Raw genomic sequence first — 13,090 nt, 5'->3', positions numbered from 1 at the left:
CCCGGAGGCCCGTCACCGCACCCGACACCCACCCGCCCGCCGCAGGCGCAACGGCGAGCAACACCCACGGCGGGAAAGACAAAAACGCGGGCTAGAACCGATACGGCTGACCGTCGTACCCCGGCTGCTGGTAAGGCGGATAGGGCTGCTCCGGCGGGAGCTCCGTGTCGCGTTGTTGGGGGACCCAGACGCCGCCGGGCGGGGTCTCTCCGTAGCCCTGGCCGGGGTACTGGCCGAGCGGCTGGCCCTGGCTGTCGTACTGCTGGGCGCCGTAGGGGGGTTGGGCGTACGGGTCGGGCTGCTCGTACGGGTCGTAGGGCGCGGCGTACTGCTGGGTGCCGAGGTACGGGTCGGCGTAGGGCGCCTGGCCGCCCTGGCCCAGGTTGTCGGCGTAGGGCGCCTGGCCGCCCTGGCCCGGGTTGTCGCCGTAGGCCGCGTACGGGTCGCCGTAGGGGTCCTGGGCGGCGGGGCCCTGGCCGTAACTCCCGTCGTACGCATAGCCGTTGCCGTTGGCGGTGGCGCCGTTGTAGGCGTCGTAGCCGTAGTCGTTCTGCGGGCCCCGGGCATCAGGGCTGTAGATGCCGTACTGGCCGGTCTCGTCGGGCATCGGCTGCGGGGCGTAGACGGCGGTGGTGTCGGCCCGGGTGTAGTCGTCCTGGACGGCGAACGGCTGGGTGGCGTAGGCGTCCTGCTCCTGCTGCTGGTAGGGGTCCTGGTTCCGGTAGCCGTCGTCGGCGTTGTAGTTGTAGGAGCCCGGCCCGCCGTAGGAGCCCTGCCCGGCGAAGGTGTCCTGGGCGGGGAAGGCGCCCTGGCCGATGATGGTTTCCTGCGCGGCGAAGGCGTCCTGGCTCTGGAAGCCGCCGGTGCCGTCGAAGGCGTCCCGGCTCTGGAAGCCGCCGGTGCTCTCGAAGGTGTCCGGGCCGCGGTCGGGAGCCGGGGCGGCGGCGCCGGTGGGCGGGACCGCCTCCAGGCCGGAGACCTCCAGGGTCGGTTCGGCGGGCGGCGGGCCGGCCGGGCGCCCCCGCCGGCGACGGCTCTCGCCGGGCTTGCCGCCGAGCGCCCAGCCGGTGGTGAAGCCGCGGCGGAAGGAGAGCGTGACCTGCGTCTGGCCGATGGCGAAGGCGATCAGGCCCAGCCCGATCACGATCACCGAGGGGATGATCACGCCGATGACCACCGAGAGGAAGCCGGTGAAGGCGAGCAGCCGCCAGCGCAGCCGCGCCTTGTACTGGAGCAGCACCTCACCGAGCAGCCACAGGGCGACCAGACCGAACGCGATGTAGAGGATCGTCCAGCCCATATACGCCCCTCTTCCGCCGCTCGCCGGCCACCGTGATCAGGACTGCTGGTGCAGCCCCAGATTCTCGTAGATTTCCAGGGTCGCCGTGGAGTGGTTCAGGGTAATGAAGTGCAACCCGGGAACATCCTCGGCCATCAAGCGTGCGCACAGGTCCGTTGCGTACTCGATCCCAATGGAGCGTACCGCCGCGGGGTCGTCCTTGACGGCCAGGATGCGCTCGGCCAGCTCGGGCGGGAACGCCGCATTGCTGAGCTGAGCGAACCGTTCGATCTGGCGCACGTTCGTCACCGGCATGATCTCCGGAATGATCGGCGTGGAGCAACCCGCGGCCGTGACCCGGTCCCGCAGCCGGAAGTAGTCCTCCGGGTAGAAGAACATCTGGGTGATGGCGAAGTCCGCACCGGCCCGGCACTTGGCGACGAAGTGTGCCACATCGGTGTCCCAGTCCGTCGAGCGCGGATGCATCTCGGGGAAGGCGGCGACGCCGACGCAGAAGTCGCCGGACTCCTTGATCAGCCGGACCAGGTCGGCCGCGTAGCCGACGCCGTCGGGGTGCCTGACCCACTCGCCCATCGGGTCGCCGGGCGGGTCGCCGCGCAGCGCGAGCATATTGCGGATCCCGGCGTCGGCGTACTGGCCGATGATGTTGCGCAGATCCGCCGTGGAGTGGTTGACCGCGGTCAGGTGGGCGACCGGGGTCAGGGTGGTGTCGGTGGCGATGCGCTCGGTGGCGCGCACCGTGCCGTCACGGGAGGTGCCGCCGGCGCCGTACGTCACGGAGACAAAGGTCGGGGAGACGGCCTCGATCCGGCGAATGGCGTTCCACAGGGTCCGCTCACCCTTCTCGGTTTTCGGGGCGGCGAACTCGAACGAATAGGACTGCTTGCCGGAAGCAAGCAGCTCGCGCACCGTGTGCGCACGATCAGTCCTGGTGGAAGCTGTACCTAGGGCCATACCGGCAGGTTAACCAGCAGCGGGGCGCACACCAACCGTCTTCGGCGTAATGCCTGGTTGGTCGGGTTCATGTCCACTGGTTGGACATTTTCCGGTCGCCGGGACGACAGAAAACCGCCGCTCGTCCGTCGACCGCCGCCGCGCGGCGATCCCGGGCAGCGCTCAGGCGTCCCAGGTCCGGATGCGCTTGGCCAGGGCGGCGGCCGCCGCTCCCGGGTCGTCCGCCTCGGTGATCGCGCGGACCACGACGACCCGGCGGGCGCCGGCGGTCAGTACCTCATCCAGATTTCCGGCGTCGATCCCGCCGATCGCGAACCAGGGGCGCTCGGGGGCCCGGGCGGCGGTGTGGCGGACCAGGTCGAGGCCGGGGGCGTGGCGGCCCGGCTTGGTGGGCGTGGGCCAGCACGGGCCCGTGCAGAAGTAGTCCACGCCGGGCTCGGTGAGCGCGGCGTCCACCTCGGCCTCCGCGTGGGTGGAGCGGCCTATGAGGACGTCCGGGCCGAGGACGGCGCGGGCGGCCGGGACCGGCAGATCGCCCTGGCCGAGGTGCAGCACCGCGCTGCCGGCCGCATGGGCGACATCCGCCCGGTCGTTGACCGCCAGCAGCTTGCCGTGCCGCCGGCAGGCATCCGCGAAGACCTCCAGGTGCCGGAGCTCCTCACCGGCCTCCATGCCCTTGTCGCGCAGCTGGACGATGTCCACGCCCGAGGCGAGCACCGCGTCCAGGAACTGCGGCAGATCGCCCTGCCGCTTACGGGCATCGGTGCAGAGATAGAGCCGGGCGTCGGACAGGGCCTGTCGTGCGGTGCTCATCGGGCGGCTTCCCCCCAGGTCGGGGGCGTACGGCCGGGCCTTCCGGCGCGTACGCCCCTCGGGTGCGGTTACGGATGCGGGTGCGGCGGCCGGCCGGGAGCGAGCCGCGCGGGGCGGGTCAGACGGCGAGCGCCTGGGCCCGGCGCTTCACCTCCGTGCCGCGATTCTCGCGCAGCGCCTGGGCAGGCGTGCCGGGCAGGGTGTCATCCGGGGTGAACAGCCACTCCAGCATCTCCTCGTCGGTGAAGCCGTCGTCCTTGAGGAGGGTGAGGGTGCCGACGAGGCCCTTGACCACCTTGTCGTCCTTGATGAAATCGGCGGGCACATGCAGCGCCCGGTTCTCGCCGCGGCGCACCGCGATCAGCTGGCCCTCCTTGACCAGCTGCCGGACGCGCGTCACCTCGACGCCGAGCTGTTCGGCGATGTCGGGGAGGGTGAGCCAGGCGGGGACGAGTCCATCGATGTTTGCGTCAATCTCGGTCACAGGACAAGCCTGCCACCTCGCACTGACAGCCGGTAGCCGGGCATCGCCATCAGGGGCTTCGTGCACACCGGAGGGTGACGGCCGCCGCCCGGCAACCGGCGGCCGCGGTGCCTTACACGGCGGCGGACTTCAGCGGTACGGACGCGTTCGCGGCCCGCTCGCGGTCCAGGACGACACCCCGCTCGATCAGTTTGCGCCCCTGGGCGAGATCCCGCGGCCGCCCCACAGCCAGCAGCGCGACGAGCCGCCCCTCCCGCAGCCAGATCACCGACCAGGCGGCCCCGGCCGGGTCGCCGCGCCAGACCAGCTCGTCGGCGTTGCCGTGATGGCCCGCGTACTGCACGAAGCGGCCGAACTGCTCCGACCAGAAGTACGGCACGGGGTCGTAGACCAGTCCCTCGGCGTCGCCGCGGGCGATGTTCTCGGCGACCGTACGGGGGCCCTGGAGGGCGTTGTCCCAGTGGTGGATCAGCAGGCGGGTGCCGTAGCGGGCCGACGGGAAGGAGGCGCAGTCGCCGACCGCGTAGACATCGGGCACGGAGGTGCGCAGCCGGTCGTCGGCGAGGACGGAGCCGTCCTGCGGGGAGATCTCGACGCCCGAGCCGGCCAGCCAGGCGGTCGCGGGCCGGGCGCCGATCCCGATGACCACCGCGTCGGCCGGCAGGGTCGTGCCGTCCGCGAGGGTGACCGCGCCCGCGGTGACGGACGCGACCCGGGCGCCGGTGCGCAGCTCGGCGCCGGCGTCCGTGTACCAGCCGGTCATGTGGGTGGCGACCTCGGCGGGCAGCGCACCGGCCAGCGGGCGGTCGGCGGCCTCGACGACGGTGACCGCGCAGCCCGCTTCCCGGGCCGCGGTCGCGAACTCGGCGCCGATCCAGCCGGCCCCGACGACCACGATCTCGTGCTGGGCGGCGAGCACCGGACGCAGCCGCTCGGCGTCGTCGAGGGTGCGCAGCAGATGGACGCCGGGCATGCCTTCGCTGCCGGGCAGCACGATCGGGTCGGCGCCGGTGGCGAGGACCGCGTAGTCGTAGGGGACCGGGCCGTCGGCGGTCTCGACGAGGTGGGCGTCCGGTTGCAGGGCGGTGACCGGATGGCCCAGACGGAGCTCGATGCCGAGCCCGGCGAAGTCGATGTCGAAGGTGGAGCCCTCGGCCTTGCCCAGCAGGACCGCCTTGGACAGCGGCGGGCGGTCGTAGGGCTGGTGGGGCTCGTCGCCGAGGAGCGTGATCGCACCGCGCCAGCCCTGTTCGCGCAGGGCGACCGCGGTCTGCACACCCGCGATTCCCGCGCCGATGATCACGACGCGCGGCGTGCGGTCAGGTGCCTGGGAGGACTTGCTCTGCTCGCTCACCCGATCACTCTAGGACGGTCCGTGACACCGCTCGCAGCAGCACGCAAGGAGATCTCTGACACACCGTCACCGTCGGCCGCCCCGGGATCCGGGCCCCTGGGGGCCGGATGCCATGCCTTACGGCGTCTCCGGGCCCCGTATTAGGGTGACGGATACACGCACTCGCGGGAGCCCGGACGTACCGGGCTGAGAGGGAGGCTGGCCGGCCTCCGACCGTACGAACCTGATCCGGGTCATGCCGGCGAAGGGAGGGGCTGAAGGATCATGCATCCACCTGCCACACCGACGGGACCGGCCGCGCCGTGTCCCGATGTGCTCGTCCTCGGAGGCGGCATCATCGGCCTGGTCACCGCCTGGCGGGCGGCCGGCCGCGGACTGAGCGTCGCCCTGGCCGATCCCGCGCCCGGCGGCGGCGCGGCCCGGGTCGCGGCCGGGATGCTGGCCGCGGTCTCCGAGCTCCACTACGGCGAGCAGACCCTGCTGGGCCTCAATCTCGCCTCCGCGCAGCGCTATCCGCGGTTCACCGAAGAGCTGGAGGAGGCCGCCGGGCAGCGGATCGGCTACCGGCGGTGCGGCACCCTGGCCGTCGCGCTGGACGCCGACGACCGTGCCCATCTGCGCGAGTTGCACGCGCTCCAGACCCGCTCGGGACTGGACTCGCAGTGGCTCACGGGGCGCGAGTGCCGCCGCCTGGAGCCGATGCTGGCCCCCGGGGTGCGCGGCGGGCTGCGGGTGGACGGCGATCATCAGGTCGATCCGCGGCGGCTGGTGAGCGCCCTGCTGGCCGCGTGTGAGCGCGCCGGAGTGGCGTTCCACCGGAGCGCGGCGGTCCGGCTGACGGCCGGCGGCGGGCGCGCCACGGGCGCCGAACTCGCCGACGGCACCCGGCTGTCGGCGGGTCAGGTCGTGCTCGCGGCCGGGAGCCACAGCGGCGGTCTCGCCGGTGTTCCCGACGAGGTGCTGCCGCCGGTGCGACCGGTCAAGGGCCAGGTGCTGCGGCTGCGGCTGCCGGCGGTGCCCGCGGGCAGTCCCGCCTTCCTGTCGCGCACCGTACGGGCCGTCGTCCGCGGCGGTCCCCTCTACCTGGTGCCGCGGGAGAACGGCGAACTGGTCGTCGGCGCCACCAGCGAGGAGCTGGGCTGGGACACCACCGTGACCGCGGGCGGGGTCTACGAGCTGCTGCGGGACGCGCATGAGCTGGTCCCCGGCATCACCGAGCTGCCGCTGGTCGAGACCTGCGCCGGGCTGCGCCCCACCTCCCCCGACAACGCGCCGCTCCTGGGGCCGACCGCCCTGCCCGGCCTCCACCTGGCCACCGGCCACTACCGCAACGGGGTGCTGCTGACGCCGGTCACCGGTGACGCGATGGCCGAGGTCCTGTCCACCGGGAGCCTCCCCGAAGAGGCCCGCCCCTTCTCCCCCGCGCGTTTCTCCCCCACCGCCCCGGGGCCGGAGCGCACCCGTGCCCCCGAGGAGCAGCCCGTATGAGCGAGCACATCGAGCGAACCGTGAACAGGTGCGCGGGCGGCGACGGCCGGCCCGCCGAACGAAGCGAGGCCGGCGCATGAGCACGTCCACCGTCTCCGTGTCCGTCAACGGCGAGGCCCGTGAGATCCCCGGCGGACTCACCCTCGACCGGCTCGTCGCGACGCTGTCCCAGGCACCGGCCGGGGTGGCCGCGGCGGTCAACGAAATCGTGGTGCCGCGCACCCAGTGGCCCACCACCCCGCTCGGCGACGGCGACCGCGTCGAGGTGCTCACCGCGGTCCAGGGAGGCTGATCCGCAGACATGACCGACGATCCGTTCACCCTCGCCGGCACCACCTTCACCTCCCGCCTGATCATGGGGACCGGCGGCGCGCCCAGCCTCGACGTCATGGAGCGGGCGCTGCTCGCCTCCGGTACGGAGCTGACGACGGTCGCCATGAGGCGGCTGGATCCGACCGTGCAGGGCTCGGTGCTGTCCGTACTGGAGCGCCACAAGATCCGGGTGCTGCCCAACACCGCGGGCTGCTTCACCGCCGGCGAGGCGGTGCTCACCGCCCGCCTCGCCCGCGAGGCGCTCGGCACGGACTGGGTCAAGCTGGAGGTCGTCGCCGACGAGCGGACCCTGCTGCCCGACCCGATCGAGCTCCTCGACGCCGCCGAGACCCTGGTGGACGACGGTTTCACCGTGCTGCCCTATACGAACGACGACCCGGTGCTGGCCCGCAAGCTGGAAGACGTCGGCTGCGCCGCGATCATGCCGCTGGGCTCACCGATCGGCTCCGGCCTGGGCATCCGCAACCCGCACAACTTCCAGCTGATCACCGAACGCGCCACCGTCCCCGTCATCCTCGACGCCGGCGCCGGCACCGCCTCGGACGTCTCCCTGGCCATGGAACTGGGCTGCGCGGCCGTCATGCTGGCCTCCGCCGTGACCCGCGCCCAGGAACCCGAACTGATGGCCACCGCCATGCGGTACGCCTCGGCGGCGGGCCGGCTGGCGTATCGGGCGGGTCGTATCCCCCGTCGCCATTTCGCGGTGGCGTCGTCCCCCACGGAAGGGGTGGCCGCCTTCGACCCCGAGCGGCCAGCTTTTTAGCGTTCCGCTGCGCTTTGCCTTCGGCCCACGCTTTTGGCTTTCCCGCCGTGGTGGTTTCTCGCCGTTGCGCCTGCGGCGGGCGGGGTCCGCTGCGCGGGGCTGTGGGTGCGGTGACGGTGAGTGGGGGCGGGCGTTGTGGCCGATTTTTTCCCCGATGCACAAGGCGCACCGGACCACCGACGATCACCCCCACGATGTTTTTCCCACCCCCAACGGGAGGGGACGGGCCTGCGCAGCGGCACCGCCCGCCGCAGGCGCAACGGCGAGCAACAACCATGGCGGGAAAGCAACAACGTGGGAATAGGCCATACACTCGTTTGCCGTGGATACGACCCTTCAGGACCCCCTAGTGGGTCAGCTGCTCGACGGCCGCTACCGCGTCCAGGCGCGCATCGCCGCAGGCGGTATGGCTACGGTCTACCAAGCCATGGACACCCGGCTGGACCGTCTGCTCGCGCTGAAGGTGATGCACCCGACGCTGGCGACGGACGGGGCGTTCGTCGACCGCTTCATCCGCGAGGCGAAATCCGTGGCGCGGCTGTCGCATCCGAATGTGGTGGGCGTCTTCGATCAGGGCGCGGACGGGACGTACGTCTATCTGGCGATGGAGTATGTCGCCGGCTGCACGCTGCGCGATGTGCTGCGTGAGCGGGGCGCTCTCCAGCCGCGGGCCGCGCTGGACGTCCTGGAGCCGATTCTGGCCGCTCTGGGGGCCGCGCACCGCGCCGGTCTGGTGCACCGCGACATGAAGCCGGAGAACGTCCTGATCGGCGATGACGGCCGGGTGAAGGTCGCCGACTTCGGTCTGGTGCGGGCGGTGGACACGCACACCACCGCCTCTACGGGTTCGGTCCTGGGCACCGTCTCGTATCTCGCCCCGGAGCAGATGGAGCACGGCACCGCGGACGCCCGGGTGGATGTCTACGCCTGCGGTGTGGTGCTCTACGAGATGCTGACCGGCGGCAAGCCGCACAACGGCGGCTCCGTGGCGCAGGTCCTCTACCAGCATCTGCACGAGGACGTGCTGCCGCCGTCGGGGCTGGTGCCCGGTCTCGCGCCGCAGCTGGACGAGCTGGTGGCGCTGGCCTGTGCCCGTGATCCGCAGCAGCGCCCGCAGGACGCGGTGGCGCTGCTGTCCCGGGCGCAGGACGCCCGTGCGCAGCTGTCCGACGCCCAGCTGGATGTCGTACCGCCGCAGGCCCACGAGGTGCCCGCGGGCGGCCTCGGCGCCGGGGTGGGCGACGGCTCGGAGCGTACGGACGTGATACCCCGCCTCGAGGGCGTACAGCCACCGCTGCCGGGGACCGACGAGGCGGAGCTGAACCGCACCAGCCGGCTGGAGGTGCCGCCGTCGGAGCAGACGACCCGGCTGCGTCCGGTGCCGCCGCCCGAGGCGCCCCGTGGCGGGCTGCTCCAGCGGCGCAAACTGGCCACGGTCATCGCGGCGGTGCTGCTGCTCCTCGGGGTCGGCGCGGGCGTCTGGTACATCAACTTCGGCCAGTTCACGACCGTCCCGGCGGTGCTGGACATGCCGCAGGCCAAGGCCGAGCGGACGCTGCGGGACGAGGGGCTGGGCGTGAAGGTGGTGCGCGGCTTCAGCGCGAACGTGGACCGCGGCCGTGTGATGAAGACGGACCCGGCCACCGGCAAGCAGATCCGGGGAACGGGCACGGTCACCATCACCGTCTCCCGGGGCCCGAACATCGTCGCCGTCCCGGATCTGTCCGGCACCCCGGTCGCGGACGCCAAGCGCAAGCTGCGCGACCTCGGGTTGAAGCCGGGCACCGAGCGGCGTGAATTCAGCGACGACGTGGCCAGGGGCTCGGTGATCCGTACGGACCCGGCCGCGGGCAGCAAGCGGCATCCCGATACGGCGGTCGGGCTGACCATCAGCCGGGGCTCCGAGGTCCAGGTGCCCGGTGTGCTCGGCAGCGAGCGGGCGGACGCCGCCGAGACGCTGCGGGCGGCGGGCCTGCGGGTGCGCTTCGCCGACGAGCCGGTCTTCTCCACCCAGGACAAGGGCACCGTCGCCCGGCAGACACCGGCCGAGGGCAAAACGCTGGGCAAGGGCGACACGGTCACCCTCACGCTCTCCAAGGGCCCCGAGATGGTCCCGGTCCCGGATGTCACGGGCAAGAACGAAGAGGACGCCAAGAAGCAGCTGACGGATCTCGGCTTCCAGGTCGAGGTGGACAAGCCGTTCCTGTTCCCGCAGGACGAGGTCGACTCGCAGTCCGTGGAGGCAGGCAAGAAGGCGCCGAAGGGCGGCACGATCACCATCAAGATGAAGGGCGCGCTGTAGCCGGTGCGGCGGGGCCGCGCGGTCCGGCGGACGGCGGCCCCGCCGCACCTGGCACCCTGGGAGGGTGAGTACCTCCCCCTCCCCGAAGAGCGACGGGCAGCGCGCCCGTGCCCGTAATCCGGTCGGCGGTCATGTGCCGGTGGCCGGCGGTCTGGCGAAGACCGGCATTCCGTACGCCCAGGAGATGGGCGACGAGGTCGTGCAGGTCTTCGTGGCCAATCCGCGCGGCTGGGCGACGGTCCCGGGCAACCCCGACCAGGACGAGGCGTTCCGGGCGGCCTGTGCGCAGCAGGGGCTTCCGGTGTACGTCCATGCGCCGTATCTGATCAACTTCGGTTCGCACACCGAGGCGACCGTCGAGAAGTCCGTGGCGTCGCTGCGGCACTCGCTGCGCCGCGGCCGGGAGATCGGTGCGCTCGGGGTGGTCGTGCACACCGGCTCGGCGACCGGCGGACGGGCCCGTGCGGTGGCGATGGCGCAGGTCAGGGAGCAGATGCGGCCCCTGCTCGACGAGCTGACGCAGCCGGACGACCCCTGGCTGCTGCTGGAGCCGACGGCCGGGCAGGGCGCGTCGCTGTGCGCGCGGGCCGAGGACCTCGGTCCGTATTTAGACGCGCTGGACCGGCATCCCAAGCTGGGGATCTGCCTCGACACCTGCCATGCGTTCGCCGCCGGGCACGACATGGCGGCGCCCGGCGGGATGAAGGCGCTGCTGGACGAGCTGGTGGACGTCACCGGCGAGGGCCGGCTGAAGCTGATCCACGCCAATGACTCCAAGGATGTGGCCGGCGCCCACAAGGACCGGCACGAGAACATCGGCGCAGGTCACATCGGTGCGGAGCCGTTCGGTGAACTGTTCGTCCATCCGGCGACGGCTGGGGTGCCGCTGGTCGTCGAGACACCGGGCGGCAAGGAGGGCCATGCGGCGGACGTGGCCCGGCTCAAGGAGCTGCGCGCGCCCTGAGCCCGCCGGCCGGGACCGCTACCTTGCGTTGGGGGTTTCCATGGAGCAGGCACCGCACGAGCACGGGACAGCGGCAGCCGACACCCGCGCTGCGGCCGTCCCCCATGCCGCCCCCGGCCCGGCCGGCTGGGGGCCGGCCGCCAGGGCGACCCTGCACTGTCTGACCGGCTGTGCCCTCGGCGAGATCCTCGGCATGGTGATCGGCACGGCGCTGAGCTGGCACAACGTCCCGACGATGATTCTGGCGATCGTGCTGGCCTTCGTCTTCGGCTATGCGCTCACCGTGCGCGGCGTGCTGGCGGCGGGCGTCGGTCTCCGGGCGGCGCTCCGGGTGGCGCTGGCCGCCGACACGCTCTCCATCGCGGTCATGGAGCTGATCGACAACGGCGTGATCGTGCTCTGGCCGAGCGCCATGGACGCCCAGCTCTCGGACCCGCTGTTCTGGGGCGTCCTGGCGGCGTCCCTGGTGCTCGCCTTCGTGGTGACCACGCCGGTCAACAAGTGGATGATCGGCCGCGGCAAGGGGCATGCGGTGGTGCACCGCTACCACCACTGATCACGGAGCCCGCCAGGTCGCGCCCCCGGGCCACGGCTCAGAGCTCGGGGCCGTCGCCGGGCTCTTCCTGGTACGAGTAGCGCTGCTCCCGCCACGGGTCGCCCAGGTTGTGATAACCGCGCTCCTCCCAGAAGCCGCGGCGGTCGGCCCGCATGTATTCGATACCGCGGACCCATTTGGGCCCTTTCCAGGCGTACAGATGCGGCACGATCAGACGGACCGGGAATCCGTGCTCCGCGGTGAGGAGTTCACCGGAGCGATGGGTGGCGAAGAGGCAGTTCTCCGCGGCAAAATCCTCGATCCGCAAATTCGAACTGAAGCCGTACTCGGCCCACACCATGACATGGGTGGCATCGGGTGCCGGTGGCGCCAGCTCCAGGATCGTCCGGGTGCGTACCCCACCCCATTCGGCTCCCAGCATGCTGAATTTCGTCACGCAGTGCATATCCGCGACGACCGTGCTGTACGGCAGCGCCGTGAATTCCTCGTGCGACCAGCAGTGTTTCGCCCCGTCGGCGGTGGCGCCGAATGCCCGGAACTCCCAGCGGTCGGCGCGGAACTTCGGGACCGGCCCGTAATGCGTCACCGGCCAGCCCCGCTGGAGCCGCTGCCCCGGAGGCAGCTCCACAGGCTCCTCTTCGCGGCTTTCCGGCTGACCCATGCCCTCCATGTTGTCAGACCGGAAGGGGTGCCGATGACCAGGGAAGGAGAGATTCGGGCAACTCGCACTAAGCATGCACTTACTGGACGCTTGACTCCGGGCGGTGCGAGGATGCGCGGCACCTGCCCAGTTCTCGCGTGGAAGGAGCCCGCTGCCATGCAGGGCGACCCCGAGGTCATCGAATTCCTCAACGAGCAGCTGACCGCCGAGCTGACCGCGATCAACCAGTACTTCCTGCACGCCAAGATGCAGGAGAACTTCGGCTGGACGAAGCTCGCGAAGTACACCCGCTCCGAGTCCTTCGACGAGATGAAGCACGCGGAGATCCTCACGGACCGGATTCTCTTCCTCGACGGCCTGCCGAATTACCAGCGGCTGTTCCATGTCCGGGTGGGCCAGACCGTCACCGAGATGTTCCAGGCCGACCGTCAGGTCGAGGTCGAGGCCATCGACCGGCTCAAGCGCGGTATCGAGCTCATGCGCAACAAGGGCGACATCACGTCGGCGAATATCTTCGAGGACATCCTCGCGGACGAGGAGCACCACATCGACTATCTCGACACCCAGCTGGAACTGATCGAGAAGCTCGGGGAAGCGCTCTACATCGCCCAGGTCATCGAGCAGCCGAGCTGAGCGAGCGGCCGGATGCCCGCTCTCCGCGGCGACCCGACCGGCACGGGGAGATCACTCGCGCCCCTGAGGGCTACGCGGCCTCCGAAAGCGCCGCGGGCGCCACGGCGCCCGCCTCCGCGGCCAGCGGCTCGGACGCGCCGCTGTCGATGAGCTCCCGGCGGGGGCAGTCCCCACGGCCGAGCAGCGACTGGATACGGCGCACACAGCCGCCGCAGTCGGTGCCCGCCTTGCAGGCGGAGGCGATCTGGCGGGGCGTGCAGGCGCCCGTGTCCGCGTGCTCGCGGACCTGCTTCTCGGTGATCCCGAAGCAAGAGCAGACGTACACGCGGTTCACCTCCGGTGGGATGCCCCACCGATCCGAGTGATCTTGAGTGAGGTAACCCTTACCTTACCTGGCCCGGCAGGGGCTGCACAACGCAGTGGGGGGGGGGGGGGGGGGGGGGGGGGGGGGGGGGGGGGGGGGGGGGGGGGGGGGGGGGGGGGGG

14 protein-coding genes and 1 riboswitch are annotated in these 13,090 nt (G+C 71.7%); of the genes, 7 read left to right on the top strand and 7 right to left on the bottom strand.

Annotated elements, in window-relative coordinates; translation table 11 throughout:
* Positions 1 to 91: 91 nt before the first annotated feature.
* The 5 genes from AC3EUV_RS37440 to AC3EUV_RS37420 all read right to left on the bottom strand — a co-directional run bounded on the left by AC3EUV_RS37440 (position 92) and on the right by AC3EUV_RS37420 (position 4,905).
* Positions 92 to 1,300 (bottom strand): hypothetical protein, encoded by a 1,209-nt coding sequence (locus tag AC3EUV_RS37440; protein ID WP_435604832.1) that lies wholly within the window; start codon positions 1,298 to 1,300, stop codon positions 92 to 94.
* Between the two features lie 36 nt (positions 1,301 to 1,336).
* Entirely contained in the window at positions 1,337 to 2,254 is a 918-nt protein-coding gene (gene metF, locus AC3EUV_RS37435) for a methylenetetrahydrofolate reductase [NAD(P)H] (protein ID WP_387249819.1), read from the bottom strand.
* 162 nt (positions 2,255 to 2,416) lie between these two features.
* Positions 2,417 to 3,067, bottom strand: coding sequence for a thiamine phosphate synthase (thiE, locus tag AC3EUV_RS37430; RefSeq protein ID WP_432147055.1), 651 nt, complete (start codon positions 3,065 to 3,067; stop codon positions 2,417 to 2,419).
* A gap of 118 nt (positions 3,068 to 3,185) precedes the next feature.
* The gene (locus AC3EUV_RS37425) at positions 3,186 to 3,551 is read right to left on the bottom strand and encodes an Rv2175c family DNA-binding protein (protein WP_249635196.1); all 366 of its coding nucleotides are present in this window, start codon (positions 3,549 to 3,551) and stop codon (positions 3,186 to 3,188) included.
* A 112-nt stretch (positions 3,552 to 3,663) separates the two neighbouring features.
* Positions 3,664 to 4,905, bottom strand: a complete 1,242-nt coding sequence (locus AC3EUV_RS37420; protein ID WP_435604831.1) for an NAD(P)/FAD-dependent oxidoreductase — start codon at positions 4,903 to 4,905, stop codon at positions 3,664 to 3,666.
* A gap of 154 nt (positions 4,906 to 5,059) precedes the next feature.
* Positions 5,060 to 5,172: riboswitch (TPP riboswitch) on the top strand.
* On the opposite strand from AC3EUV_RS37420, the gene thiO reads away from it, so the two are divergent.
* The 6 genes from thiO (at position 5,170) to AC3EUV_RS37390 (ending at position 11,311) form a co-directional block, all read left to right on the top strand.
* Positions 5,170 to 6,393: a glycine oxidase ThiO gene (thiO, locus tag AC3EUV_RS37415; protein WP_432147053.1), complete on the top strand. Its 1,224-nt coding sequence runs from the start codon at positions 5,170 to 5,172 to the stop codon at positions 6,391 to 6,393. Its footprint overlaps the riboswitch before it by 3 nt.
* A 76-nt stretch (positions 6,394 to 6,469) precedes the next feature.
* On the top strand, positions 6,470 to 6,685 hold the full coding sequence (gene thiS / locus AC3EUV_RS37410) for a sulfur carrier protein ThiS (protein WP_432147052.1): 216 nt from the start codon (positions 6,470 to 6,472) through the stop codon (positions 6,683 to 6,685).
* A gap of 9 nt (positions 6,686 to 6,694) precedes the next feature.
* The gene (locus AC3EUV_RS37405; protein WP_432147051.1) at positions 6,695 to 7,489 is read left to right on the top strand and encodes a thiazole synthase; all 795 of its coding nucleotides are present in this window, start codon (positions 6,695 to 6,697) and stop codon (positions 7,487 to 7,489) included.
* 322 nt (positions 7,490 to 7,811) lie between these two features.
* Complete coding sequence (gene pknB / locus AC3EUV_RS37400; RefSeq protein ID WP_432147050.1) at positions 7,812 to 9,791, top strand: Stk1 family PASTA domain-containing Ser/Thr kinase; 1,980 nt, start codon at positions 7,812 to 7,814, stop codon at positions 9,789 to 9,791.
* 64 nt (positions 9,792 to 9,855) lie between these two features.
* Positions 9,856 to 10,755: a deoxyribonuclease IV gene (locus AC3EUV_RS37395; RefSeq protein ID WP_435604830.1), complete on the top strand. Its 900-nt coding sequence runs from the start codon at positions 9,856 to 9,858 to the stop codon at positions 10,753 to 10,755.
* A 40-nt stretch (positions 10,756 to 10,795) separates the two neighbouring features.
* Positions 10,796 to 11,311: a DUF4396 domain-containing protein gene (locus AC3EUV_RS37390; RefSeq protein ID WP_432147048.1), complete on the top strand. Its 516-nt coding sequence runs from the start codon at positions 10,796 to 10,798 to the stop codon at positions 11,309 to 11,311.
* Between the two features lie 37 nt (positions 11,312 to 11,348).
* On the opposite strand, the gene AC3EUV_RS37385 is transcribed toward AC3EUV_RS37390, so the two are convergent.
* A complete protein-coding gene (locus AC3EUV_RS37385) occupies positions 11,349 to 11,981 on the bottom strand; it encodes a sulfite oxidase-like oxidoreductase (protein ID WP_432147047.1) in 633 nt (210 codons plus the stop codon).
* 147 nt (positions 11,982 to 12,128) lie between these two features.
* Here AC3EUV_RS37385 and bfr point away from each other — a divergent pair, with 147 nt between their 5' ends.
* On the top strand, positions 12,129 to 12,605 hold the full coding sequence (gene bfr, locus AC3EUV_RS37380; RefSeq protein WP_085927275.1) for a bacterioferritin: 477 nt from the start codon (positions 12,129 to 12,131) through the stop codon (positions 12,603 to 12,605).
* 70 nt (positions 12,606 to 12,675) lie between these two features.
* Here bfr and AC3EUV_RS37375 read toward each other — a convergent pair whose 3' ends face one another.
* The gene (locus tag AC3EUV_RS37375) at positions 12,676 to 12,930 is read right to left on the bottom strand and encodes a (2Fe-2S)-binding protein (protein ID WP_432147046.1); all 255 of its coding nucleotides are present in this window, start codon (positions 12,928 to 12,930) and stop codon (positions 12,676 to 12,678) included.
* Positions 12,931 to 13,090: the final 160 nt, after the last annotated feature.

The sequence above is a fragment of the Streptomyces sp. bgisy130 genome (assembly GCF_057708345.1).
Note: the sequence above shows the minus strand (reverse complement) of the source record. Positions and strands in the feature narration are given on the sequence as shown.

Coding starts and splice junctions, on each gene's coding strand:
- thiS (WP_432147052.1), top strand. CDS start 6,470: ATGAGCACGTCCACCGTCTCCGTGTCCGTCAACGGCGAGGCCCGTGAG.
- thiO (WP_432147053.1), top strand. CDS start 5,170: ATGCATCCACCTGCCACACCGACGGGACCGGCCGCGCCGTGTCCCGAT.
- bfr (WP_085927275.1), top strand. CDS start 12,129: ATGCAGGGCGACCCCGAGGTCATCGAATTCCTCAACGAGCAGCTGACC.
- AC3EUV_RS37390 (WP_432147048.1), top strand. CDS start 10,796: ATGGAGCAGGCACCGCACGAGCACGGGACAGCGGCAGCCGACACCCGC.
- metF (WP_387249819.1), bottom strand. CDS start 2,254: ATGGCCCTAGGTACAGCTTCCACCAGGACTGATCGTGCGCACACGGTG.
- AC3EUV_RS37405 (WP_432147051.1), top strand. CDS start 6,695: ATGACCGACGATCCGTTCACCCTCGCCGGCACCACCTTCACCTCCCGC.
- AC3EUV_RS37385 (WP_432147047.1), bottom strand. CDS start 11,981: ATGGAGGGCATGGGTCAGCCGGAAAGCCGCGAAGAGGAGCCTGTGGAG.
- thiE (WP_432147055.1), bottom strand. CDS start 3,067: ATGAGCACCGCACGACAGGCCCTGTCCGACGCCCGGCTCTATCTCTGC.
- AC3EUV_RS37440 (WP_435604832.1), bottom strand. CDS start 1,300: ATGGGCTGGACGATCCTCTACATCGCGTTCGGTCTGGTCGCCCTGTGG.